Source organism: Kosakonia pseudosacchari (genome assembly GCF_015167415.1).
GTDB lineage: Bacteria > Pseudomonadota > Gammaproteobacteria > Enterobacterales > Enterobacteriaceae > Kosakonia > Kosakonia pseudosacchari.
Window position 1 is genome coordinate 624,464 of the sequence record NZ_CP063425.1, and the last position, 24,736, is coordinate 649,199.

General features: G+C 55.4%; 21 protein-coding genes and 1 pseudogene. 9 read left to right on the forward strand and 13 right to left on the reverse strand.

Features of this window, described 5'->3' with window-relative positions; all coding sequences use genetic code 11:
- The first annotated feature begins 14 nt into the window (after positions 1–14).
- Positions 15–413 (forward strand): winged helix-turn-helix transcriptional regulator, encoded by a 399-nt coding sequence (locus tag IP581_RS02865; protein ID WP_020456379.1) that lies wholly within the window; start codon positions 15–17, stop codon positions 411–413.
- A gap of 16 nt (positions 414–429) precedes the next feature.
- Here IP581_RS02865 and IP581_RS02870 read toward each other — a convergent pair whose 3' ends face one another.
- On the reverse strand, positions 430–1,440 hold the full coding sequence (locus tag IP581_RS02870; RefSeq protein WP_097401128.1) for an alpha/beta hydrolase: 1,011 nt from the start codon (positions 1,438–1,440) through the stop codon (positions 430–432).
- Between the two features lie 291 nt (positions 1,441–1,731).
- Between IP581_RS02870 and IP581_RS02875 the strand changes: the two genes are divergently transcribed.
- The 3 genes from IP581_RS02875 to IP581_RS02885 are packed head-to-tail and all read left to right on the forward strand — an operon-like array spanning position 1,732 to position 7,689.
- The gene (locus tag IP581_RS02875) at positions 1,732–3,093 is read left to right on the forward strand and encodes a hypothetical protein (RefSeq protein ID WP_193821711.1); all 1,362 of its coding nucleotides are present in this window, start codon (positions 1,732–1,734) and stop codon (positions 3,091–3,093) included.
- Positions 3,090–4,988 (forward strand): phospholipase D-like domain-containing protein, encoded by a 1,899-nt coding sequence (locus tag IP581_RS02880; protein ID WP_193821712.1) that lies wholly within the window; start codon positions 3,090–3,092, stop codon positions 4,986–4,988. The genes IP581_RS02875 and IP581_RS02880 overlap by 4 nt, the downstream gene beginning before the upstream one ends.
- Positions 4,978–7,689: a DEAD/DEAH box helicase gene (locus IP581_RS02885; RefSeq protein WP_193821713.1), complete on the forward strand. Its 2,712-nt coding sequence runs from the start codon at positions 4,978–4,980 to the stop codon at positions 7,687–7,689. Before IP581_RS02880 ends, IP581_RS02885 begins: the two co-directional genes overlap by 11 nt.
- A gap of 16 nt (positions 7,690–7,705) precedes the next feature.
- Here the strand turns inward: IP581_RS02885 and IP581_RS02890 are convergent, their stop codons facing one another.
- The gene (locus tag IP581_RS02890; protein ID WP_193821714.1) at positions 7,706–7,951 is read right to left on the reverse strand and encodes a zinc ribbon domain-containing protein; all 246 of its coding nucleotides are present in this window, start codon (positions 7,949–7,951) and stop codon (positions 7,706–7,708) included.
- 150 nt (positions 7,952–8,101) lie between these two features.
- Between IP581_RS02890 and IP581_RS02895 the strand changes: the two genes are divergently transcribed.
- Positions 8,102–9,139 (forward strand): hypothetical protein, encoded by a 1,038-nt coding sequence (locus IP581_RS02895; protein WP_193821715.1) that lies wholly within the window; start codon positions 8,102–8,104, stop codon positions 9,137–9,139.
- Positions 9,140–9,217: 78 nt separating this feature from the next.
- Here IP581_RS02895 and IP581_RS02900 read toward each other — a convergent pair whose 3' ends face one another.
- The 8 genes and pseudogenes from IP581_RS02900 to IP581_RS02935 all read right to left on the reverse strand — a co-directional run bounded on the left by IP581_RS02900 (position 9,218) and on the right by IP581_RS02935 (position 16,634).
- The gene (locus IP581_RS02900) at positions 9,218–9,493 is read right to left on the reverse strand and encodes a hypothetical protein (RefSeq protein ID WP_193821716.1); all 276 of its coding nucleotides are present in this window, start codon (positions 9,491–9,493) and stop codon (positions 9,218–9,220) included.
- Positions 9,494–9,664: 171 nt separating this feature from the next.
- Entirely contained in the window at positions 9,665–10,987 is a 1,323-nt protein-coding gene (locus IP581_RS02905; protein WP_193821717.1) for an ABC transporter substrate-binding protein, read from the reverse strand.
- Positions 10,980–12,053 (reverse strand): ABC transporter ATP-binding protein, encoded by a 1,074-nt coding sequence (locus IP581_RS02910; RefSeq protein WP_193821718.1) that lies wholly within the window; start codon positions 12,051–12,053, stop codon positions 10,980–10,982. The genes IP581_RS02905 and IP581_RS02910 overlap by 8 nt, the downstream gene beginning before the upstream one ends.
- Before the next feature lie 4 nt (positions 12,054–12,057).
- A complete protein-coding gene (locus tag IP581_RS02915) occupies positions 12,058–12,882 on the reverse strand; it encodes a phosphodiesterase (RefSeq protein ID WP_086870267.1) in 825 nt (274 codons plus the stop codon).
- An 11-nt stretch (positions 12,883–12,893) separates the two neighbouring features.
- Positions 12,894–13,781 (reverse strand): carbohydrate ABC transporter permease, encoded by an 888-nt coding sequence (locus IP581_RS02920; protein ID WP_086870268.1) that lies wholly within the window; start codon positions 13,779–13,781, stop codon positions 12,894–12,896.
- On the reverse strand, positions 13,771–14,643 hold the full coding sequence (locus tag IP581_RS02925) for a carbohydrate ABC transporter permease (RefSeq protein WP_086870270.1): 873 nt from the start codon (positions 14,641–14,643) through the stop codon (positions 13,771–13,773). The genes IP581_RS02920 and IP581_RS02925 overlap by 11 nt, the downstream gene beginning before the upstream one ends.
- Before the next feature lie 360 nt (positions 14,644–15,003).
- Positions 15,004–15,582, reverse strand: a pseudogene (locus IP581_RS02930) (TetR/AcrR family transcriptional regulator).
- Between the two features lie 266 nt (positions 15,583–15,848).
- Positions 15,849–16,634: an NAD(P)H-dependent oxidoreductase gene (locus IP581_RS02935; protein ID WP_193821719.1), complete on the reverse strand. Its 786-nt coding sequence runs from the start codon at positions 16,632–16,634 to the stop codon at positions 15,849–15,851.
- An 87-nt stretch (positions 16,635–16,721) separates the two neighbouring features.
- Between IP581_RS02935 and IP581_RS02940 the strand changes: the two genes are divergently transcribed.
- From IP581_RS02940 to foxA, 3 genes are all read left to right on the forward strand, one after another.
- The gene (locus IP581_RS02940; RefSeq protein ID WP_193821720.1) at positions 16,722–17,642 is read left to right on the forward strand and encodes a LysR family transcriptional regulator; all 921 of its coding nucleotides are present in this window, start codon (positions 16,722–16,724) and stop codon (positions 17,640–17,642) included.
- Between the two features lie 115 nt (positions 17,643–17,757).
- On the forward strand, positions 17,758–18,708 hold the full coding sequence (locus tag IP581_RS02945; protein ID WP_097401149.1) for an AraC family transcriptional regulator: 951 nt from the start codon (positions 17,758–17,760) through the stop codon (positions 18,706–18,708).
- 143 nt (positions 18,709–18,851) lie between these two features.
- Positions 18,852–20,945 (forward strand): ferrioxamine B receptor FoxA, encoded by a 2,094-nt coding sequence (gene foxA / locus IP581_RS02950; RefSeq protein WP_193821721.1) that lies wholly within the window; start codon positions 18,852–18,854, stop codon positions 20,943–20,945.
- Between the two features lie 42 nt (positions 20,946–20,987).
- Here foxA and murP read toward each other — a convergent pair whose 3' ends face one another.
- On the reverse strand, positions 20,988–22,427 hold the full coding sequence (gene murP, locus IP581_RS02955; protein WP_086870282.1) for a PTS N-acetylmuramic acid transporter subunit IIBC: 1,440 nt from the start codon (positions 22,425–22,427) through the stop codon (positions 20,988–20,990).
- Positions 22,427–23,338 carry an N-acetylmuramic acid 6-phosphate etherase gene (gene murQ / locus IP581_RS02960; protein WP_193821722.1) on the reverse strand — a complete coding sequence of 304 codons (912 nt, stop codon included), beginning with the start codon at positions 23,336–23,338 and terminating at the stop codon, positions 22,427–22,429. The genes murP and murQ overlap by 1 nt, the downstream gene beginning before the upstream one ends.
- Before the next feature lie 326 nt (positions 23,339–23,664).
- Between murQ and IP581_RS02965 the strand changes: the two genes are divergently transcribed.
- Entirely contained in the window at positions 23,665–24,354 is a 690-nt protein-coding gene (locus IP581_RS02965; RefSeq protein WP_193821723.1) for a hypothetical protein, read from the forward strand.
- Here IP581_RS02965 and IP581_RS02970 read toward each other — a convergent pair.
- Positions 24,308–24,733 (reverse strand): hypothetical protein, encoded by a 426-nt coding sequence (locus IP581_RS02970; RefSeq protein WP_228007812.1) that lies wholly within the window; start codon positions 24,731–24,733, stop codon positions 24,308–24,310. The two genes, IP581_RS02965 and IP581_RS02970, sit on opposite strands and share 47 nt — an antisense overlap.
- Positions 24,734–24,736 lie beyond the last annotated feature (3 nt).

Genomic DNA, 24,736 nt, shown 5'->3' on the forward strand with positions numbered 1-24,736 from the left:
GAGAGTTTGTCGTTATGATTAAGCCGTCCATTCCTTACGATATCTACGATAACCGCTGTCCGACGCGCGATATGCTGGCACGTCTGGCGGATAAATGGGCGCTGCTGGTGCTGGCGCGGCTGGAAAATGGCCCGATGCGCTTTAACGGCCTGAAACGGGATATCCGCATGATCACCCAAAAGGTGTTAACCCAGACGCTGCGCAAACTTGAGCGTGACGGCATTATCGCCCGCCAGGTGTTTTACACCGTGCCGGTGTCGGTGGAGTACAGCCTGACGCCACTGGGCCGCACGCTGACGGAAACGGTCTCCGTGCTGGCGCACTGGGTGGAGCACAATATGGATGCGGTGCTGGCCGCGCAGGCGGCGTATGACGAGGCGAACCCGGCCAAAATAAAAGAACCCACCGCGTAGGGTGGGTTCGTGGGGCTTATTGCAGGTGGGTGCGCAGTTCGTGTGCGGCCTGTGATAACGCGGTGCGCACGGTTGGCTCTTCACTGAGGGCGTTCAGCAGACCGTAGTCGTGGATCATGCCGTTATAGCGGGTGACCGTCACCGGCACGCCAGCGGCATCCAGATTACGACCAAACGCTTCACCTTCATCACGCAGCACGTCCAGCTCAGCGGTCTGAATCAGCGTCGGCGGCAGGCCTTTCAACTGCGCGCTGCTGGCTTCCAGCGGGGAAGCGAGGATATTGCGGCGGTCGCTCTCTTTGGTGGTGTAGTTGTCCCAGAACCATTTCATCATGTTTTTACTGAGGAAATAGCCGTTAGAGAACTGGTTATAGGAGCCAGTTTCAAAGCGCGCGTCGGTAACCGGCCAGAACATCACCTGGTAACGAATCGCGGGTGTATGGTGTTCTTTGGCCTGCAAGGCGACGGCGGCGACCATATTGCCGCCTACGCTGTTACCGGCCAGCGCCAGGCGTGAACCATCGACGCCAATCTCTTTGCCGTGCTCGGCAACCCAGCGGGTCGCTTCATACGCCTGATTAATCGCTACCGGGAAGTGCGCTTCCGGCGATGGCGTGTAATTGACAAACACCGCCGCCGCGCCGGACTCATTCACCAGATCGCGAACCAAACGTTCATGAGTTGGATAGTCGCCCAGCACCCAGCCACCGCCGTGGAAGAACATAAACACCGGCAATGTTCCGGTTGCGCCTTGTGGTTTAACGATAGTCAGTTTCAGCGGCTGGCCGTTAACGGTGATGGTTTTCTCCGAGACATCAGCCGGTGGCAGTTTCGCGCCTTGTTGTGCGCCAATCAGCACCTGGCGGGCATCCTGTGGGGAAAGTTGTTCAATCGGTTTACCGCCGCTGCTGTTCAGCACGGAAAGAAATTTCGCCACACCCGCTGTCGGTGTTGGCGCATCGGCGGCCCAGGCGGTGGAAACGCTGGAGGCAACTAAACTCATGGCAATCAGTAATGAACGTGACATCTTATCTCCCTTGCGATTGTATCGCGTGCTATTTAGTTGGTTGTGTTAAGTGCCGTTGTGTCCGGCTGTGGAGTGCAATTTAAGTAGTGCGCTATTTGATTGCAAGCTAAATTTATAAGGTTAATGCGCGATAGCGTTTTACTGATTGATTTTAAAAAGATTAAATTTTCAAAAAAACAGTGTCAGACGCAGAGGATCGCCTGACTGCCTGTAAAGTACCAAAGATGAGGATGTCATGGGACTGGTAAAAAGAGGATAATAACCGCTTGTTTTTCCTTAAATAAAATTTTAATGAATCTTCAGCGTTTTATTACGGAATATGACGAATCGCTCAGCGGTGAACTGAATATCGACCCGCTTGGTCAATTGATTGTCTGGTCCTCTTTCGGGCAGCAGATTTTTCGCAACCGTATTAGTTCAGTCGCCAATGATGTTCGTCACTACACACTCAATCTGCTCCACCATTATGTTATTCGTAGCGTCCTCAGTGATGACAAAACGCGGCTCGGCGACGCATTACAAAAAATCTACAGCGGCAAAAACGATGTAAAACTGACGCACGCCTGTTTGATTTTCCTGGAGAATATTTACACCTTGTCGATGTGTGATAGCCAGAGCAAAAAGGGTGTTGTTACCACCGGCGTGCTGGGCATCGTTAAAGCCCGCGACAAATTTGCGAAATTCGATAATAACCCGCGGCTTATTTTCGGCCACGGAGCGGATAGCCAGTTGCTGACCCAACAATTATTTCTCGGCACCAACGGGCGCTATAAAACGCCGATGATGAATATGCATTTCTTCGATCAAAAATATCATTATCAGTTGGCAGAAGGCATATCCGCATGGCAACAGGCCGGACAATTTATTTTGCAAACACCGCAGCTAAAAACGCTTTTTCGCCGGTTATGTGACTGCCTGAAAACGCAGCTTGGCGTGCGGCTCCAGCAAGGGCTCACGCTGCGCTTTGCCGATATCGATAAGAAAATCACCCGAGCGTATGTGCAGGCGTTTCGCTCGTCGGAATATGTTGGCAGTTACGCCAAAGATTTCTGGCTGGCGATGAGCCGTTTACGCGAAGGCGCTTCCGGCGCGCTGTATGACGCCCTTGAACAAGCGTCGGAAAAGCTACCTGCGGCGGCGATTTTCCAGCAGGCGTTGCGTCTTAGCCATAACCAAGCCGACCGCCAACTTCTGCGTCACATTGTGCATGTTGAGCCGTTACTGGCGGCGATTGATCTGCTTTTTAGTGGGATGTTACAGCGTAAAAAACAGACGCTGGAGGAGATTCGCCAGTTCTGGGCGCAGCGCGGGCTGGACGATCGCACGCTACCGAAACGTGCTGAGCAGGTGATAAACGATAAAACACTGCTGCCCGCGCTTTCCGGCACGGCGCATAGCCGCCTTGCACGTTTGTTGAATGTCGCACAAGCGCCCTCCGTTGCCACGCAAGCTGTTGAATTACTGAAATACCATGAGTATGTGATGCAAAGCCGCGGCCAGTTACCGTGGATAACACTTACTGGCGAAACGCTGACATTGCAGGTTCCCGTACGCGCTCTGCACGACGATCGCCAGAATGACGGCTGGGTTAACGATTATTACATCCCGCAGTTCCGCCATATGCTGCAAGGATTGTGGGGAGTCGAACAATGAAGCTCATCAGCGAATTTAAAGCGCAACTGGCCACGCTTGGCGAGATAAAACGGGTCTGGCTGACCAGTTTTAATATCAATATTGGTTTTATCGAAACGCACCTGCTGCCTGCGGTGCTGGGGATGGAAGAGCCACCGAAAAACCGCAGCGAGTTTGAACGCCTGCAATTTGACCTCACCCGCAAAAAAATCGATTTCCGCGTCTATTGCGATAAACGGCTGATAACCCAGGAGCAGCACAAGCGCACATCGATCGCCATTCTGCCGGTTTCCGTGCGGCAAATTGCCCCGCATCTGGATGCCCAAAATAGCCTTTTTCACCCCAAAGTGATTTATCTCGAAGATGTGCACGGCAACATGATCCTCGGCGCGGGCAGCGCGAACCTGACGCTCAGCGGCTGGGGGCGCAACCAGGAAGCGGTAGATTTTCGCCGCGTCAGCACCAACAAGCAGTATCAGCAGATTAAGTCCTTTTTTACGCAGGTCGACCCGGACATGGATGTTGACGACGTGTTCCCGGTGCGGCGGAAATTTTCCCATGACGATCCTGACTGGGATTTTATTCATTCCCTTTCCGGTAAAACGCTGCTGAAAGCGCTGGCGAACGGCGACACCATTAAAAAGCTCTCTGTCTGGTCGCCCTATCTGGCCGCTGATTTAGCGGGTTTTATTGACTCTTTATCGCATGCGTTTGGTAACCCGGCGCTGAGTGTCGAGCTGGTGCCCGATCTGGCGCGCGGGCGGTTTTTGCGCACGCCAGGCGGCGAAAACGTTGAGGCATTACGAGCGTCGAAACGGCTACTTCTTTGCGAAAACCCGATCGCGCGTGACGAGCGCTCAGAACTCACCCACGCCAAAGTCTGGCTGGCGACGGGGAAAAGCTCAGCAACACTGGCGATCGGCTCGTGGAATTTTACCGCGCCGGGCTGCAGCAGCCTCAACGTAGACAGCACAGACGAGGCGCACCGGAACATCGAAGCGGGCATTGTGCATCGCGTCTCGCCGAAAACAAACATCGTCGGTGATGTACTGGCTGAAAAGGCGTTCGATTTCGCCAGCGCCGGGTTGCTGGAAGCAGAGAGCTTGCACGTTCCCGAGCAATTACCCTTTGATTTACAGGTGCAATTTGACTGGCGTTCGGGAAAATACAGCGTATCCGGCGAATGGTTTGACGGCAAATCTACCGCGCAGTATGCCCTTCGCTTGCCGGGTATCGCGCAGGCGATTCCGCTGGGCTGGCGCGGTAAGTCGTTGATTGTACTGCGCGATCTCGTGGCCGAGCAGCCGGATGATGTATTAACCCAGCACTTTTACACCGTCATCCGCCCCGGCGAGGCGGACTGGCAAGGCATCATTCACGAAGTGGGGCAGGCGTTTCGCCGGGTGAACGGGTTTGACTCGCTGCACGATCTTCTGAACAGCTATATCAGTGATGTCGATCCGCAGGCTAACGATGCGGTGCAACTGCGGGAAACGCTGTGCGATGGCGATTCCGCAGAGGATGCGCCGCCAGAGGAAAAACCGCCGGTACAGACCAGCGCCACCAGCTATTTCCGTCTTTTCTACGCGCTGGAAAAACGTCGTGAGCAACTCGAAACCCTGAACGATGACGCCTCGTTGCACTACTGGCTGTTCACCTGCCCTGGCTGTTTGCTCGAGCTGGTGGAGAAAGTGCGCGAAAATCTCGCCGCGCAACCGGGAACGTTGTTTGGCTGGTTTATGGCCAACGAGGTGCAAAGCCTCTGTCTGCTGGCGAAAAAACGCTACCGCAAAAAGCGCCTCGCCGCCCACTGGTGGCCGAAGCTTGTCATCGACATTCCGCCCTTACCGGTGAAAGGAAAACAGCGCCAGCAGTACCTCGATGCGATAAAGCAAAGGTGTGGATATGAAGCCTGATAACTGGAAAGCCATTACCCCGCAGGCCGTGGCGAAAATGATGAGTTTTGACGCGTCGCAAGACGACTGGCAATACGATGCGCAGGAATCGTCAATGGCCGCGCGTCAGGCCGAAGGTGTCGCCGGGCTGTGGAATATTCTGGCAAAACGCCGGCTGGCGCTGCTGGCCGATGAAGTAGGGATGGGCAAAACCTACCAGGCGATTGGCGTGGCGCTCCAGCTCTGGCATAAAAAGCCTGACGCGAAAATCCTTATCCTCGCGCCTAATAAAGACATTTGCCTGCACTGGAAACGGGAATACAAAACCTTTTTGCAGCATCACTATCGCGCTAAAAATCCGCAGATTTGTAACGCCAACAGGGAACCCGTGCATGAAGCGCGCATTTTCACCCGGCTGAACGAGCTTGCGCAGGATATCCATGAATCACAGGGGAATTTTTACCTGACCACGATTCACTCGCTCAGCGGACTGGTGCCGGCGGAGGAGAAAAATAGCAGCAATACGCAAGCATGCGCGGCGCATGAAGCGGGGAAAATCCATGCGCAAATCAAAGCGATGCTGGGCGAGCAAGGGTTTGATCTCATCATCATTGATGAGGCGCACTACTTCCGTAATCGCGATGGCAAATCCCAGCGCGCGGCGGCGGCGAAGCGCTTTTTTGGCGAGGAGAAAAACCGCTTAGGACAACGAACGTTATTACTCACTGCGACGCCGAATCACTCTTCATCGCGCAATGTCGCCGATATCTTACGTTACTTCGTCGATCCCGAGGCGATTAGCCCCGATGGTGATGCCAAAACGCTGTTAAAAACTTTTGCCATTCGCCGCCTGCGACAGATGCAGGGAAAAGGCGTGACCAACAATAAATATAACTACCGCCATGAGCAGGCGACGGCGGCGGATTTTACCGACAACCCGGATGCAGAGCTCTTTTTCGCCCTTTACCAGCGCGAACTGGTCAAGACGCTGGGCGCAAAAGGTGAGCGCCGCCAGTTCCAGTATGGCTATCTCGAAGGGTTTGAATCGACCGGTATTGTGGCCAAAGAGGACAGCGAAAGCGGTGAAGAGAATTCGGACGATATGGCAAAAGATACCTTTCATCAGGCACCGGACTCCCGTTTGCTGGTGGAGCTGACGGAGGAGTTTCAGCGCATTTATAACCGCTTTCCGGATCACCCGAAATATGGCGCGCTGGTCAGGCAGTGCGTGCCTGAACAGTTGTTTACTGCATCACGCCCGCTGTATCGCGATAAACACCTGGTGTTCGTGCGCCGTATTCCATCGGTGCGAGAAATTACCCAGCGCATCAACGCCGAATATGACGAGCTAATGGCGCAGGAAATTATTGCTGCCTGGGGCGTTGAATCCCCGGAGGAGACGCTAAAAGCGTGGCGCAAAAGCGGCTGGTCACGTAAATATTTCAACCGCTTAACCCAGACGGCGCACGTGTTGCAAGAGGCGTCAGCGTTCCAGGATGACGACGCCGGGAGTGATGACGATGAGGAGATCAACGAGCGCAAGCAAAATGAACTAAAGCTGTCATCGAAAATCGCCGATCTGTTTGTGGTGAAAAAAACGGGTGAGAAGCGAACCGATTGCACTAACGTCAGCCAGCGTTTTCGCCGGGCCGAAAGCCTGTTCTCGCTGTTTCTGGAGCCTGCGGCGGATTATCGCTGCGCGCAATATGCCACCTATTACCGGCTCACCGATCGCCAGCGCGATAACTTTGGCGATGCGGCGCGTGACGCCCGCCTGCAAACGTGGCCTGCTGCGCCGGGCCTGGCGCGTCGCGAAACGATGCAGGAAAACCGTTATGAGCAGCCACTGCAAACGGCCTGGGGGATGATGTTTCCGCTGCTGCCTGCGCACTGCCAGCAGCAACTTCGAGACTGGCAGGCAAGCAACCCGGCGATTGTGGAAAACCTCGCCAACTACCTGAAAACGGGCTACATCTTTGCCAGCCCGGTGATGATTGAACTCTACTGCTGGTTTATCCGCTTTAGCCGCCAGAACAGTACGGCGGACGTGCAAAAGCGCTACCGAGATTTTACCGCCAGCATTGCTGATAAATTGCCGGGATCGTTACTGCTGCGCTATTTCATCAATGGCATTGAAACCTTCGGGGCGATGTGTGAAAAAATCACCGATCACCCGCTGGCTGACTGGAAAACACCGTGGCGGGAACTGACCAACCTCTCAAGTCCGGCGTGGTACGCCAGTGGGCAAACCGATAACCGGCAACGTTTGATCCTCGGGTTCAACAGCCCCTTTTATCCCAATGTGCTGGTGGCAACATCTGTGTTCCAGGAAGGGGTGAACCTGCATTTGCAGTGCAACCAGGTGCATCACTACGGGATTGCCTGGACACCTGGCGACAACGAACAGCGCGTAGGGCGTGTCGATCGGCTGTTTGGCCGCGTTAATCAGTTACTGAAAGAGCAGGGCACGACTGAGCTGCGCATTCACTATCCTTACCTTGCACAGTCGCTGGATCAGGATCAGCTCGCCGCCTTTATCCAGCACAAACGTAACTTTGAAGCGAAGCTTGATGCCTGCGACTTTGAGCAGTTCAGCCGGGATATCAATCTCAACGACGAAACCGGTGGCTGGCAGGCGGCGCTGCGTAAACCGCAGGCTGCCCTTAAACCAGTCGATCCGTATCCGGCGGAATTTGCCGGGGCAAAAGACCCGGCAAAGTAACGACTTCCTGGCTGGATCAGGCTCTGTCAGCCCAGGCGGGCATCGACGTCAGGTAGCGAACGGCGCGTTTACGCGCTTCTTCGTTACCGACGTGCTGCCAGGAATCCAGGTACTGCGCCAGGCCGGAAACGGCCTCTTCCCAGGATTTCAACTGGCCTTCGCTGTCGGTACACCAGACGCAATATTTATCGTTGGGGCCACGCGCTTCCGGTGCGGATAGCGGCATTCCGCAGGAGTGGCAGTGAAGTTCGGCGTGAGACATGGTGTGCTCCTTGTCAGTGGGTTGAGTAATAAACATACAGAAACGGCTGGCGGGAAACTGTTCATCTGCTCATAAAGACGCATTATTTTCGTGGTTATTGTGGGCGGCATGTTGTTTTACACTTTTCGTTCATTTCGCAGGGAGGATGGCATGACAGATTACTGGTGGAAGGATCTTCGCGATCGTAATGAGAGCTGGCAGGGGCTGGAACTGATGGTGCGCGAAGGCGACGGCCAGGCGATGGAAATGCTCAGCGGGCACAACGGGCGCATGGCGTTGCAGGTTAACGGCCAGACGCTGTTCTGGGCCACCATGCTGAAAGATCACTCCGGCGTCTGGCTGGTGTTCAACGCGGAACATCCTTGTCAGGAATTGCTGTTGCCGGCAATCACCTCGGCAGAGGTGGAAAGCGCTAAACGCGCAGGCGACGCGAACTGGATAAGCCACTGGTGTCGTTATTTTGCCCGCCAGTTGATGGAGGCGCCAACGCCGCTGCTGGCACCGCGCCGCTGGTTGCTGCGCCCAATGGAGCAGGTCAAACCGACTGCGCCATATGTCCTCAATAAACCGCTACCGTTTGAGCAGTGGCGTTTTCACACGCCGGCCAGCAGCGCGCAAATCAGCGTTAACTGGTCGCTGTGGAGCGAGGATTTCCCCGACCTGCAAAACCCGGAAAAGGTGACGTTTGTCGACTGGTGGTGGAATGGCCATCTGCTGCTGGCGCGTTACCCGGTGGACCCGGCAAGCGGACGTGTGAAGTGGTGGCGCAAGAAATGCCGCGAGGGCGAGTTGCCGCCGATTCTGGTGTGGTTTATCGCCGGGCTGGCGTCGTTCGTGATCCTCGACGGTCACGATCGTTTGCAGGCCGCGCTGGCAGAGAGTATTCAACCGCAGTTCCTGGTGCTCAGTGAACTGACTGAACGGAGTTATACCCCCGACGAAGAGACGCGGGAACGGGTGTTGCGCTCACTGGCTATCCAGCAGGAGAAGTGCAAAAAAACCGGGGCCAATATTGATGCAATGAACCAGTCGCTGCTGAACCTGTATGACACCCGTTATCTTTACGCCCCGACGCACAGCCGCGCGGTGCTGGGCGATGGCAAAGGCTGGGAACGCGACGTGACCAACTATTTGCAGCGCCACCAGTTAGAGGGGTATCTGGCGAAGATCCTTTCGCGGGAAGAGTGAGGTGAAAACGCCAGCCGTTATAGCATTTTCAAGCGCTGGCGTGTAAGTAAATACTTACTGGGGCTTGCTCAGTACTTATCACCGATTGCACTGGTCAATCTGGTTATCCCGATGGGTTTTATACCCGGCGCACTCCCCGGTGTGTGCATTGACGTAATACCGAATCGGCGAGGGCAAGATCTGCTCATAGAATGGCGTGCCAGGCGGTGACGCCAGGTTGGTATTAATTTCCCAATACTGAACACCGTTGAGCTCTACAAGCGCCGCAAGGTGAATATCATAGTCCCAGCAGTTGATGAAATTTTTTAACGCGTAAGCTTTCGCGGATTCAATCGCTGCTTTTTCATCAATCATTGCTGAATAACTCCCTTATCGCTAAAGCCCATTGAATACCTCTTCCATTGCGATCAACCTGTCGCACAAATGCGTTAAGCCTGTTGACTGGCGCTCAAATAATACTGAAAAAGCAGAGAAAATCATGGCGAAAAAGGAGAACTGCCCCGCATCCTTGCGGGGCTGAATGGCTTATTTCACGGCTTGCAGCGCCGTTTTTTCAACGTACGGTTTCATCAATGCATCGGCTTCTTTCTGCGCGGCTTCAGCGGCGGCTTGTGGCGTAACTTTCTCGTCGTTCACCACCGCCGCGAGCTGGTTTTCCATCGCTTTACGCACCGCGACCGTCTCATACGTCGAATACCACGGATGGGCGTATTTCAGCTGTTCCAGCGCAATCGCCGCGCGCGGATCCTGTTTCAGGTACTCTTTCATCTCGGCGGTGTCATAAGAAGCCTTCAGCGGTGAGAAGTAGCCGGTAAAGCGGCTCCAGGCGCCGTTCACTTCCGGGCTGACGAGGTACGTCAGGAACTGATAAGCCGCTTTTTTCTGCGCATCGTTGATGCCCTTAAAGCTCACCAGGCTGGCGCCGCCAATCGGCACGGCGCGCTGCTCCTGCGCGGGCATCATCGCCACGCCCAGCTCGAAATCTTTGGTGTTCTCACGCATAAAGCCCAGCGCGCCGGTGCTCAGCATTGCCATGCCCAGCTTGCCGGAGAAAAACGCGGCGCTGATCTGCTTAGAGTTCAGCACGCCGGAGGGCATCACTTTGTCTTTGTAGATCAGATCCTGCCAGAAGCGCAGCGCGCCAATGGTGGTCGGTGCGTTGTAATAGACTTCGCCGGGATAGTTTTCATTGAAGTAGTTGCCACCGTTGGCGCGCACCAGCGAGGAGAAAATCCAGCCGCCGTAATCGTCGTTAGTCGATGGCAGCATAATGCCCCACTGGCCTTTGCTCTGATCGGTGAGTTTTTTCGCGTCGTCGAGCAGTTCTTTCCAGTTTTGCGGCGGCTGTTTGATGCCCGCCTGGTCGAACATCGTTTTGTTGTAGTAAAGAATCGGCGTCGAGTTGTGGAACGGGATGGCGTAGGTTACGCCCATCACCTGCGCGTTTTTGCGCATCGCAGGCCAGAAGGCAGCTTGCAGGAAATCGCCCGCTTTTTTGTCGCCATATTTGAACAACTCGTCCATCGGCAGAATTTCATCTTTCAGCGCCAGATCGGTGGTGAAGTTGGCAGACATGATCACCAGCGCAGGGGGCTGACCCGCTTTCTGCGCGGATTCGGCTTTCATTTTGGTGGTGTCGTAATTGCCGGTGAAAATCCCGCGCACTTCCACCTCTTTTTGCGAATCATTAAACGCTTTGATGACGCGCGTCATCTCCATCGTCAGTTTGCCGTCCACCGGGGCCGGAAACATGAAATCAATCTTCTCCTGCGCCATCGCCGTGCCGCTGATGGCAAAGGTTATGGCGTAAGTAAGCACTCGCAGCGTCTTTGGCAGAGGCTTATACATGGTCTTTCTCCTGGTGTAAGTTAAGCAAGGTTTGCGCATCAAAAAGATGGCTATCAAGGGGTGAAAAACCGACGCGGAGTGTGTCCCCTTTATTGGGCACATCGCCTCTGTGATGGCGGATATAACGCAGGTTGCCGATGGGTGTGCTGACGTGAAGCTGGTAATCCGCGCCCATCAGTTCCCGCTGAATCACCGTGGCGGGCAGCACCAACTGGCCCGCTTCCGGCGTATCGGTAATGTGTTCCGGGCGAATGCCCAGCCACACATCGGCGGCATCGCGCGCGTGAGGCGGTAACGGCAGACGTTGCTCATCCAGCAGCACGTTGCCATTAGCGCACGGCAACGCGAGCAGATTCATTGCCGGAGAGCCAATAAACCCGGCGACAAACAGGTTCGCCGGGTGCGCATAAAGGTGCTCCGGGCGACCAACCTGCTGCACGTGACCGCCATTCATCACCACAATGCGATCGGCCATCGACATGGCTTCGGTCTGATCGTGCGTGACATAAATGGTGCTGGTTTTGAGCTGCTGGTGCATCGCCATAATGCTGTCGCGCACTTCGGTGCGAAGGCGCGCATCAAGGTTAGAGAGCGGTTCGTCCATTAAAAACAGCTTCGGGTTACGCACAATCGCGCGCGCCATCGCCACACGCTGGCGCTGGCCGCCGGAGAGTTTTGCCGGTTTTCTCTCCAGCAGCGTGTCGAGCTGCAACATCTGCGCCACGCGCTCCAGACGCGGCTGCCAGGTCGCTTTCTCTTCGTGGCGCACTTTCATGCCGAAGGTGATGTTGTCGCGCACGGAAAGGTGCGGAAACAGCGCGTAGTTCTGGAAGATCATCGCGAAATTGCGCTCGCGCGGTGAACGCGTAGTGATGTCGTCGTTATCGAGCAGGATCGCGCCGTCGCTGACGCTTTCCAGCCCGGCAATCAACCTTAGCAACGTGCTTTTACCGCAGCCGGAAGGGCCAACCAGCACCACGAATTCCCCGTCGTGGATATCCAGCGACAGCGCGTTGAGCGCCGGTTTGCCATCGAACTGTTTGCTTATGTTTTGCAGTCTTAACATGGTGTTAACGCTCATCCACCGGGCAACTGATGCTCTCGTTGTATAACCACGGGCCAGCGTAATGCGACAGCGGATGCAGGTAGCTCACCCACTGTTCGCCAATCTGGCGGTGCATCAGGCACGACGGCGGCGACATGTCGTAATACGGGCGAGTATCTTCGTGGCAGTACGGCACCTGGTGCACTGTCGCCGGGATGGTGGCAATCGTCGCCTGGCGATACTGGGTCATGGTCAGGCTGTGGTTGTGGCCGCAGAAAATGCGCGTCAGCGCCGGGAAGCGCTCCACCAGTTTCAGCAACAGATGACCATTTTCGCAGGCGATGCGATCCATCTGCGCGTTACCGAGCGGCAGCGGCGGGTGGTGCATAAAGATTGCGGTCGGTTTGTCTTTGCTATTGCTGAGCTGTGCTTCCAGCCAGCTCAGCGTGTCGTTGGTCAGCCAGCCTTTTGACTCCCCGGCAAGGCTGGAATCAATGAACAGCAGGCGGGTAGCGAAATCATCAATCGCGTAGCGCATGTTCTGCGGATCGTTACCCAGATGCGGGCACAGCGGATGCAGGTATTCGAGAAAATGGGCTTTGTCGTCGTGGTTGCCAGGAATAACAAACAGCGGGTAGTCGAGGCTGCCTAAGATCTGGCGCGCCACGCGGTACTCTTCCGGACGACCACAGTTAACAATATCGCCGCTGACCACCACCGCATCCGGGCGCTCACGCAGGGCGTTAAGCTGGCACACCACATCGGCATTCCCGGCGTTGATATCAATAAAACCGTACAGCTTCTCGTTCTGGCTGCGGAAATGGGTATCTGAAATTTGCGCTAAAAACATCACTCAACTCCTTATTTAATCCCGGAAAAGCCAAAGCTCCGGAGAAACTGCTTTTGAAAAGCGATAAACGCGACCATCAGCGGCAGGCAGACCATCAGCGTCCCGGCGCTGATCATTCCCCACTGGCCGCCGGACTCCGCGCCCATGGCGAATGACACCAGGCCGACCGTCAGCACCTGCTTGTCAGGATCGTTGAGCATCATTAATGGCCATAAATACTCGTTCCAGTGGTAGGTAATGCTGACGGTGGCGAAGGCCAGCACCGACGGCCACGACATCGGTAACATCACGCGAAACAGCACCTGCCACCAACGGCAGCCCTCCATCAGCGCCGCTTCTTCGATCTCTTTCGGGATCGCGAGAAACGCCTGACGCATCAGGAACACGCCGAACGCCGAGGTGAAGTAGGGCATCATTACGCCGGTCAGGGTGTTGAGCAGGCCGAAGGTTTTCAGCGTCAGCATGTTGGGGATCATCATCACTACCGGCATGATCATCAGTTGCACCAGAAACAGGATGAACAGCGTTTTCTTGCCGCGAAATTCGTGGCAGGCAAAGACGTAACCGGCAGTAGTGATAGTGAACAGTTGAACGAAGAAGGTGCCGAAGGCGAAAATCAGCGTGTTGGCGTAGAGGCTCAGCCAGTTGGCGCTGTCCCATGCGTCGCGAAAATTATCCAGCGTCAGCGGGAAGCGCGGCAGAATCGACGCCATGTCTTCACCAAAGGTGGTAGCGCTGAACGCAGACGACAGCATCCAGATAAACGGGCTCACCCACAGCAGCGCCAGGCAAACCATCAGTACCGCAATCGTCACCGGGCGGGAGTGGCGCAGGCGCAGCCACAACGGGCGTGCTACAGACGTGCTGCGGCTGATGGCAGGCGTGATTTCAACGCTCATAATGCGCTCCTCTTTCCAGTAGTTTCAGGTTGACCAGCGAGAAGACGAACAGCCCGACCAGCGTCAGAAAGGTGGCGGCGGAAGCTTTACCCAGATCGTGGGTATCCCAGGCGAGGTTTTGGATGTAATAGAGCAGCACGGTGGTGGCGTTGTCCGGCCCGCCGCGCGTCATCACCGCCACGTGGTCGATCTGGGTAATGGAGTAAATCAGTGCCGTAGTAACGACAAAGCTGATGGTCGGGCGCAGCAGCGGCAGCGTTACCTTGAAGAACACCTGCGTGGTGCTCGCGCCTTCCATTACTGCCGCTTCACGCGTGGACGCAGGAATGCCCTGCAAGCCAGCAAGAAAAAACAGCATGTAATAGCCAGCAAATTTCCATACGCCAATCAGCGCCAGCGCAAACAGCGCGCTGTTGCTGCGGCCCAGCCAGTTGTTGTTCATCGGGCCAAAGAGTTGCGCCAGATAGTGGTCGAGCATCCCCATGCCGGGCATAAAGATAAACAGCCACAGTGCGGCGGCACTGACCATCGGGATAATCATCGGAAAGAAAAAGGCGGTGCGCAGCCAGCGGTTGACGCGGTGGTTTTCCCATAATGCCACCGCCAGCAGCAGCGCCAGCGTGACGCCCGGGATCACCGTCAGCAGCAGATAAACCAGGTTATTGAACAACGATTGCCAGAACACGCTGTCATCCAGCAGGCGGGTGAAATTTCCCAGTCCGACATACGGCGCATCCTGGGTTGCCATGCGGGTGTCGAACAGGCTGTCGTACACTGAGCGAAATAGCGGAAAGTAGGTAAACAGCGCCAGGAACAGCAGTGACGGCGACAGAATCAGCCAGGGAAGCCAGTATTTTTTCATAAATGCCTGAAAACAAATTTACGGGTTTCGAAAGCCAGAGAGTCTGTGAAAAAAATGCTGCAATAGGATGGCGCGCAAATGACTATTTAGTGAACAGAATGCTACTGCATAGATGTCAGCGGCGAGCGGCTGGTTTTTCAGTATGACGACGCCGACTTCCTGAGTTGGACGTTGTGCAGGTGGTGTGGCGTTATCGCATCAAACCACGCGAGGGCGGCCATCAATGTTGTGGTTATTAACTTCATGACTATTTTCCTGGCATGCGCGAAGCCTGCCCGTTTTTAAAACAGGAGAATAAGCAGGCGAGTTGGCATTTATTTCAGAAGGGCTGGAAATAAGCGAGGGTTTATATTTGTCGGGTTATTTATTTGGCAGAAATATCATCGTGATGATTTCCTGATAAAACTTTTTTAACTGCGTCGGGTCGCATTTTTGCGGGGTTAAACGGCGTAATGTCGCGCCTTCCATCAGGCCTGCCAGCAGCTCAACGCAGCAGCGCACCTGTTCGGCGCTTAACTACGGATGTCGGCTCTGCATATGGTTGCAGGCATTGTTAAACATGCGGGCATCGGCTTCGACCATCATTGCCTGAATGTGTGGATTGCGCGTCGCTTCGGCAGACATCTCCAGCATTAACGCGTCGTCATCCGGGCTGAGCGTTTGCCGCCAGGCCAGCACCTCCGGCAGGTGCGTGGTTTCGGCTTTGTTTTCCATTTCGGCGATGCGGTAGTCGATGATTCGGCGAACAATCTCCTCAATAATGGCGCCTTTGCTGCTGAAATAGCGGTAGATCTGCCCGACGCTCAACTGGGCTTCGAGGGCGATTTGCGACATGCTGGCGGCGTGAAAGCCACTCACGCGAAAACGCCGACGGGCGGCGGCGATAATCTCATCTTTACGCTGCTGATGACATTGTTCCTGCGTGGTTTTCGGCGGCATCGGTAGCCCTCGATTGACTGATTTTTGAGAGTGATCGTTCTCAACTCTCAAATAGATTAAACGAGTTTATATTTTCCGATTAATCATTTTCTGCGCAAATTATTTGAGTTTACAAAACTCGCTATTGTGAAGAAATAATGAAAAACAATGGAGAAATGCGCCAGAAAATAATAGCGAAGAGAGTTGATATTAATTTGAAGGCATGGTGAGGGAGTGCAAATAGAATAAACCGGCATCATTTATCGACGCCGGTTATTTTTATGCGTTTATTCTTTTCTTTGCTGATGAATGGCCAGCCCACTTTCGCCCGGCGCAATCTCCGGACGCAGTGTTAACGCCGGTATGGTGTAATCCCCGCCGTTTTGCTGGCGAAACGGCAGCGGCGGCGTCTGCCATAACGTATCCAGCCGCTGTGCCAGCTCTTCACGGTGCGCGGCGAATCGCGCGTCATCAACGCGACTGGTGCGATAAATCACCAGCGGCGGCAGCACCTCAAAACCCGGGTAAAACAACATGCCGTGCTGGATCGGAAACAGAATGTCGTCGATAGAGCCGTTGATACCGCGCGGGCTGTAGTGCGATTCCCAACCACCGGCGGTGACCAGCAGCATGGCGCGCTTACCGGCCAGGCTGCCTTCGCCGTAGCGATCGCCCCAGTGTGTGTCGCTGTGTTCGCCCACACCGTAGGCGAAACCGCAGGCGTAAACGCGATCGAACCAGCCTTTCATGATGGCGGGCATGGAAAACCACCACAGAGGAAACTGGAATATTACCGCGTCGGCCCACAGCAGTTTGGCCTGTTCGGCAGCGATATCCGCAGCTTGTCGGCCCTGCCCGAAGGCGTGTTTCGAATCTGCCGACGGGTTGAAAACATCGCCAACAGGCGCATCAAGGCTGTCGTTCGCGTCGAGCTGCGCTTTCCATTGCATGGCGTACAGGTCGGAAACCTCGACATGGTGGCCTGCTTTTTCAAGGTGCTGCACGGCGAACGCTTTCAGCGCGCCATTCAACGAATGCGGCTGCGGATGGGCATAAACAATCAATACATTCATAACAACTCCCGGCAATAAGATTGAAGCTGCAGGGTAGGCGACGCGCGGATATAGTAGAAATTAATTACTGATATCACAGGTATAGTCATGATTAATCTCAACCGCCTGGATCTGAACCTGCTGCTGACGCTGGATGTACTGCTCCGTGAGCACAATGTCACGCGCGCGGCGCAGCGGCTGAATCTTTCTCAGCCTTCGGTGAGTGTGCAACTGGCGCGGCTGCGCGAGATCTTTGATGATCCGTTGCTGTTGCCCGGCCCGCGCGGTATGCAGCCGACCGTACGGGCAGACGAACTACGTGAACCGTTACGCCAGGCGCTGGAAGCGCTGGAGCGCGCAGTGTCGCCAGTCAACGCGTTTGATCCCGCCCGCGCCAGTGTTACCTGGCGGGTTGCGGCGACAGATTACACCGAATCGGCGGTACTGCTGCCGCTGCTTAGCACGTTGCGTCGCGACGCGCCCGCCAGCCGCCTCGCGGTGTTTGAGCTTAACCCCGGCCAGATTAAGCGCCAGGCCGAGCAGGGCGATATCGATCTGTTCTTCCATTTGCGCGAAGGCGCACCGGCGTCGCTGCACCAGCGGTTATTGTTCACTGAGCGCTATGTGCTGGCCGGCCGTTTAGGCCATCCGGCGCTTAAACGCCGCCCGTCGCTCAAACAGTTTTGCCAGCTGGAGCATGTGATTGTCTCACCGGAGGGCGGCGGTTTTCAGGCGGCAACAGACGACGCGCTGGCGGCTCGCGGATTGACGCGCAATGTGGTGCTTTCGGTGCCGCATTTCCTGTTTATGCTGGATGCGCTGGCGCGCACCGATTTGGTCGCTGTGCTGCCGGAGCGGCTTGTCGCCACCACTGGAACACTGCAGGTGGTTGATCCGCCTGTTGAGCTGGCAGGATTTGACATGCTGATGCTCTGGCATGAACGGCTGCACCGCGATCCCGGACATAAATGGTTGCGCCAGCAAATCCTCGGTGTGCTGGGAAACGCCGACGGGGCTAACACGCCGTAATCAGTGTGTTGAGAATAGTTCTCAATATTATTGAAGCGTATCAGGGCGAATGATAAGGTGTAGGCCGTTTCGCCCGCGCGGGTGAGGGTTCGACAGATAGCGATGGCTGCCGTCTATGCAAAAAAGACACTTTTCAATTGAAGACTTTATCGGTTTTGGCGAGCGTTATGGGATTGATTACCGCTTCCCGTCGCTGGCAACCGGTCTTTTCAGCAAAGCGCAGCGCATTGTGATCCAGGGCGATGTTGAAGAGATGACGCTCTCTTCGGGTATCAACCTTACCCGTTCTGATATTCGCGTTCTGCAACCTTATGAAACCACCTCGCTGCACAGTTGCCCGCTCTATATGCTGGTGGTGCTGGAAGGCAGTGTGATGCTGCGCCTCAACGGCGAAGCGTTTGTTGTGCGCTCCGGCATGGCGTTTACCTCGCGCCTGAGCGAACACCAGGTGATGAACGCCAGCCATCTGGCGGATTGCCATCTGCGCACGTTATCGCTTGGCGTCGATCCGGCAAGCTGCTGGCAATCGCCGCTCCTCAGCGCACTTTTACAGCAGTGGGAAGCGCACGGCGCACCGACCTTTTTATGGCAGGTGCCGGGCTTTTTACTGTCTGGTTTACAGCAAACCCAGCAAGCCTCGCTGCCTGCGCTCTCTCGCCAGTTGATGCTGGAAGGGGTGATGTTGCAACTGCTGGGCAACGCGCTGTCGCAGCGCTTGCAAGGACAGGAGAGCCGCCGCACAGCCCCGTGTGGCGCACAGCAGCGGCTGGAAAACGTACGCCGTTTGCTGGAGCAGCACCCCGAAAAAGAGTACACCCTGGCGGCACTGGCGCAACTGGCGGCGATGAGCGCCAGCAGCCTGCGCGTGAAGTTCCGCCAGGCGTACGGCCACTCGGTGTTTGATTACCTGCGCGATTGCCGTCTTGAACTGGCGCGTCGCTATCTGGCAGAGGGCTACAGCGTACAGCAAGCCGCGTGGATGTCCGGTTACCAGCACGCCACCAATTTTTCCACCGCGTTTCGCCGCCGCTACGGTATGGCTCCCAGCGAAATCCGCGCGTCCTGATTTTCCCCTGTGTAGACCAGTTTTGCTGTTGCGGGCGCGGTTTTATCATTGCGCATACGTGAATCATCACTGCGCATAGCTATTGGCGAATTCAAAAGGGTAATAATTCTTATTTACAATAATAACGGCTTCTGGAGATTTTCATGTTCGCAAAAACGCGACTGGCGCTGATGATTGGCTGCATAACCGGCGGGATGAGCGTAACGGTGCTGGCACAAGAGACTACCTCTGGCAACGATACCGTGGTAGTGACTTCACAAATGCAAAGCGGCGCGACCAAACTGGAGACGCCGGATATCGAAACGCCGCAGGCGGTATCGATTGTTACCCGCCAGCAGTATGAAGAGCAGGGCGCCATCAGCGTGCGCCAGGCGGTGAGTTACACACCGGGTGTTTACAGCAACCAGATTGGCGCATCGAACCGTTTTGACTATATCGTGCTGCGCGGTTTTTCTGACGGCAGCCTGGATAACGTCTATCTCGACGGGCTGAAAATGATGGGCGACACCAACTCGCACAGCTCGCTGGTTATCGATCCGTGGTTCCTGGATAGCGTAGAAGTGGTGCGCGGCCCGGCATCCGTATTGTATGGACGTTCATCGCCGGGCGGCATTGTGGCGCTGAATTCGCGCAAACCCTCGTTTGATCCTGGCGGTGAAGTGAAGCTGTTCGCCGGAAATAATAACCAGCGCGGCGCGGCGTTTGATGTCACCGGCCCGGTGGATGACAACGACCGCGTGGCGGTGCGTTTAACCGGTATGACGCGCTATGCGGATTCGCAGTTTGACCACCTGAAAGAGCAGCGTTACGCCATCGCGCCGAGCCTGACCTGGCGCATTACCGATCACACGCGCCTGGAGCTGATGGCGTACCTGCATCGCGATCCGGAAGGCGGCAGCCACTCCGGTTTGCCGTATGAAGGCACCGTGGTGCCGCACGCGGGCAAGAAAATCTCCAGCACCTTCTTTGAAGGCGAAGATGATTACGACAAATACGATCGCCGCGAAAATATGGTCGGCTACAACGTTGAACACGCCTTTGACAGCGGCTGGTCGGTGCGCCAGAAATTGCGCTACCTGCATACTACCGTTGATCTTAACCAGGTGTATGCTTCGGGCTGGCTGAACGACACCGAGTTGAACCGGGGTTACTCCGGCTCGGATGAATCGCTCTCGGCGGTGACGCTGGATAACCAGATCGATGGCAGCATTGATACCGGCGTGATCAACCATCGCTTGCTGTTTGGCGTGGATTATCAGCGTCGCAGCAATAATGTCACCGCGTCGTACGGCAGCTTCCCGGCGATCGACGCTTTCCACCCGGTTTATGGCGCCGATCCGCTGTCGATCAGCGTTTATAGCCGTGAAAAACACAAACTTGAGCAGACCGGGATCTACGCCCAGGATCAGATGTCCCTCGACAGATGGCGTCTGACGCTCGGCGGTCGTCACGATCAGGTGAAGATCACCAACGTCAATAAGATCAACGACACCCGCGATACGCTGGATAAGAACCACTTCAGCAGCCGCGCGGCGCTGATGTACCTGTTTGATAGCGGTTTTGCGCCGTATGTCAGCTACTCGACCGCCTTCACGCCGACCAGCTTTACCGACGAGTACGGCAAGATCCTGCAACCGATGAAAGGCAAACAGTGGGAAACAGGGCTGAAATACCAGCCGGAAGGCTCGCAAACCCTGTACAGCGCGTCGGTGTATCGCATCAATCAGGAGAACATCGCCACCAAAGTGGAGCCGACCGATCCCTACCGTTCTATCGGTGAGATCGAATCTGAAGGCGTGGAACTGGAAGCGGTGGGGCAACTGATGGACAACCTGCGTTTGCAGGCGGCTTACACCTACAACGACATTCGCTACAAAAAAAGCAGTGCGCAGGAGCAGGGTAAACGCGCGGTGTACGCGCCACGTAATCAGGCCAGTGCATGGCTCAGTTACGACGTGAAAGAGGGGGCGCTGAACGGGCTGACTGTCGGTTCTGGCGTGCGCTATGTCAATGGCATCACCTCCGATCGCCAGAACACGCACACGCTGCCGTCTTACACGCTGGTCGATCTGGCGGTGGGTTATGACCTGAGTAATGTGGGTCTGAAAGGGTTGAGCGCGCAAGTGAATGTCAACAACCTGACCGACAAACGCTATGTCGCGGCGTGTAACTCGCTCTCTTACTGCTATTTCGGTGCGGAACGCAGCATCGTCGGCAGCCTCTCTTATCGCTTTTGATGCCCTGATGTCACCTGGCTTTGCGCCGGGTGACAGTGGGTATTAGCTCAAATCCACGTTTTTGTGACCAAAAAACCAGGTAGCGAGAAAACCGCACACGTAGGCGACAACCACGCCTGCGGCGTAGACCGCCATTCCCGTGTAGATCCCCTGCCCGGAAGTCATCAACGGCAGCGCCACCAGGCCAGAAGGGCCAAACACGGTATTTAGCCCAACCGGCAACCCGAACCAGGCAATAGTGCCAATAAAGAAACCGCCGCAGGCACCGCCGATACAGGCCGTGACAAACGGTTTTACGCGCGGCAGCGTGACAGCGTAAATCAACGGTTCGCCGACACCGAGCAGGCCGGGAATGATCGCGCCACGGATCTGATTACGTAGCACCGACTCGCGCGCCGAGCGGAAATAAAGCGCCAGTGCCGCGCCCACCTGGCCGCCGCCCGCCATCGCCAGAATCGGGAACAGCGAGTTAAAGCCCTGCGCATCCATCAGCGCGAAATAGACCGGAATAAAACCCTGATGCACGCCAAACACCACGGCAATCAGGAACAGCCCGGCCAACACCGCGCAGCCGAACGGGTTGCCGTTAAGGTGCAGGAACAGCCACGACATGCCTTTAAACAGCTCAACGCCGATCGGCATGATCACCGTGAAGGTGAGCGCGCCGGTGATCAGTAGCGTCAGCAACGAAGTGAGGATCATATCGAGGTTATCCGGCATGAATTTACGGATTTGCCGCTCGATCCAGGCGCCGAGGATCGCGGCGATCAGCACGCCGATAATGTTGCCGCGCGGATCGATGCCCATGCCGAAAAAGTTATCGATACCGGAAAAATAGCCCACTGTCGCTTTTGGATCGTAACCGAGCACAAATAGCGCGGCGATGATCGCGCCATTGACGCCGCTGCCGCCAAAGGCTTTTTGCGCGTTGTAGCCAATCAAAATCGGCAGGAAAGTGAACAGCCCTTTGCCGAAAACTTTCATATAACCCACGATATGGACAAGCGTGGCATTTTTTTCGGCGGCATTGATAAGCAGGCTTTGCTCAATCAGGGTGGCGAAGCCGAGCAGCATCCCGGCGGCGATAAAGCCAGGGATTAATGGGGTGAAAATGGTAGAAAATTTCGCGAGAAACTGATGCACGCCGCTGGTCTGTTTCGCTTTCATCTGCTGTTTGGTATCGCTGGCGATACTTTTCAGCGACGCCGCTTCTACAGGCGCGCTGACGCCACCTGTCATTGCGCTCATCATTTCCGCCGCCGTTTGTGCTTTGCCGGGGCCAACGATAATTTGCAACTGATCCTCACTATTGACCACGCCGAGAACACCGGGCAGTGCTTTGAGCCCGGCGTTGTCAACCAGAGCATCGTTGTTCAGCGTCAGACGCAGCCGCGTCATGCAGTTGCCGCAGGTTTTAATATTCGCTTTGCCGCCCACCAGTTGCAGGATTGCGGCAATAAACTGCTCGCTGATTTTGGCCATTACTTGACTCCCGCGTTAGCCAGTGCCTGGCGAATGAATCCACCGTTATCGGCTAACAGACGTGCTGCCTGGTCAGCGCTCAGCCCGCCTGACACCATGACGATGGCGGTTTTACAATGCCCGTCGCAGGCTTTCAGCGCCTGGGTTGCGGTGGCGCTGTCGCAATCGGTCGCTTCCATCACAATATTGATTTGCCGCTGGACCAGCTTCTGGTTGGTGGCTTCCACATCGACCATTAAGTTGCCGTACACTTTGCCGCTGCGGATCATCGCGCCAGTCGTCAGCATGTTCAGCACCAGTTTCTGCGCGGTGCCAGCTTTCATTCGCGACGAGCCGGTAACGACTTCCGCACCCACCACGGGAACGATGGCGATATCGGCGATTTGCGTCATTTCACTGCCCGCGTTGCAGGTCAGCGCGACGGTGGTCGCACCGAGTTTTTGGGCGTATTGCATCGCGGCAATGACATACGGCGTGCGGCCGCTGGCGGCAATGCCGACCAGGATATCGTTGGCGTTAAAATTGAGCGCCTTAAGATCGTCAACACCGAGCGTCAGGCTGTCTTCGGCGTTTTCTACCGCCTGCAAAATGGCGCGATGGCCGCCAGCAATCAGACCCACCACCTGCTCGCGCGGGGTGCCATAGGTTGGCGGGCATTCGCTGGCATCCAGGATCCCAAGCCGCCCGGATGTACCGGCGCCGCAATAAATCAAGCGCCCGCCTTTTTGAAAAGCCGCCACAATAGCGTCTACCGCTTGCGTGATCGCCGGGATCGTTTTTTCCACCGCCAGCGCCACTTTTTGATCTTCACGGTTGATAACCCGCAACATTGCTTCGGTATCAAGCATGTCAATGTCAGCGCTGGCAGTATTGCGGCCTTCGGTAGTCAGTCTGGAGAGATCAATGTTCATCAACGTTTCGCTCAACTCGGTTTCACAGTTTTTTGCCTGTTGCCCTGCGGCCCAGGCATCCGTTAAGGAATAATATATTACTCACAAAATGTTTAATAAGAATAATTTATTCTTATTTGCTTATTACAGCAGAAATGTGACGCCGTTCATGCGGCACTATTCCATGCAGATTTTACTTACTGGCATGTTTTCTAAGCGTTAATTATTTAATGTCGTTGATTGATGGGACTTTTCACCCTGTCTGCGTTAAAAGACCCACCGGCTTTAACTATCTATGGTCAGTCACAAATACCATTATGACGCCTGTTATCTGCAAGGATGATGCAATGCATAAACTGAATTACGCCGCTACTTTCCCTTTCTGGCAGAGCCCGCAGCTGTCGCTGCATTGCAATTTACAGTGGCGCAGTTTTGCAAAGGTAGCAGTGCTCTTTAATGTGCAGGATCAGGCATTGCTCGGTGCGCAATGTGCAGTGTTAAGCCAGGCGGGCATAAGCGCGGAACAACTCTGGCCTGTTGCCAGAGCGTCAGGGAGTGATAGCAGACTGGCTGAATTACAAACACAGTGCATGGTATTGAGCGAAGCGCAACGGCAAGGGTGGCGCAATGTCCTGCTGTTCGATGCCGGCTTTCAGCTGGTGCAGGATGAAAGGGCATGCGCCCAGGCGAATCGCATCTTTATGAGTCTTCATCGGCTGGACTGGCATGTGTTGCTGCTGGGTGGGCACTATCAACATTTCTCGCCGCTATTGACGCTACCCGGCATCGCTCGTGTGCATCATGCCGGGAGCGCTGCGGCCTATGCCGTTAACGCCAGCTATTATCCCGTGTTATTAAATGCTTACCATCGTGCGATAGAGCATGCCGCCAGCCTTAATGATATTTGGCCATTACTAATGGGGAAACATTGCTGGCTGGCGATGAATCCGGGTCTGGTGAGCTGGCGTGATAACAACCCCACGCCGTTCCCTACTTGTCGTCCAGCGGGTAGAAAAAGATCATCCCGTTTTGCATAGTGACCAGCGGCACGCCATCTGGCCAAAGTTGCTGCATACGCACTTGCGAATGCACCAGTAAATCAATGTTGCTGGCAAGCAACTGGGTCTCCGGTGAGGGGACGAAATGAACAGGTGTGTAGGTAAAAATGCGTTTCTCACCCACCTGGTTTCTCTGCACGAAACTCCCTTTTAGCCTGAACTGAGGGTTAGTCGGACTGCTGACATGGCTTACGATCGTCTCTCCAACGGTGGACAAACGGACGTCATAAAGCTCTTTTTGCTGCTGCGGCAAATCGTAAAAACCGAATTGCTGCGTCATGTTACTGCCCGGTTTTAATGCCGACTGCGAACGATGCCACACATAACCGCAGGCAGCGCCAATCAGTGCCGTGAGCATCAG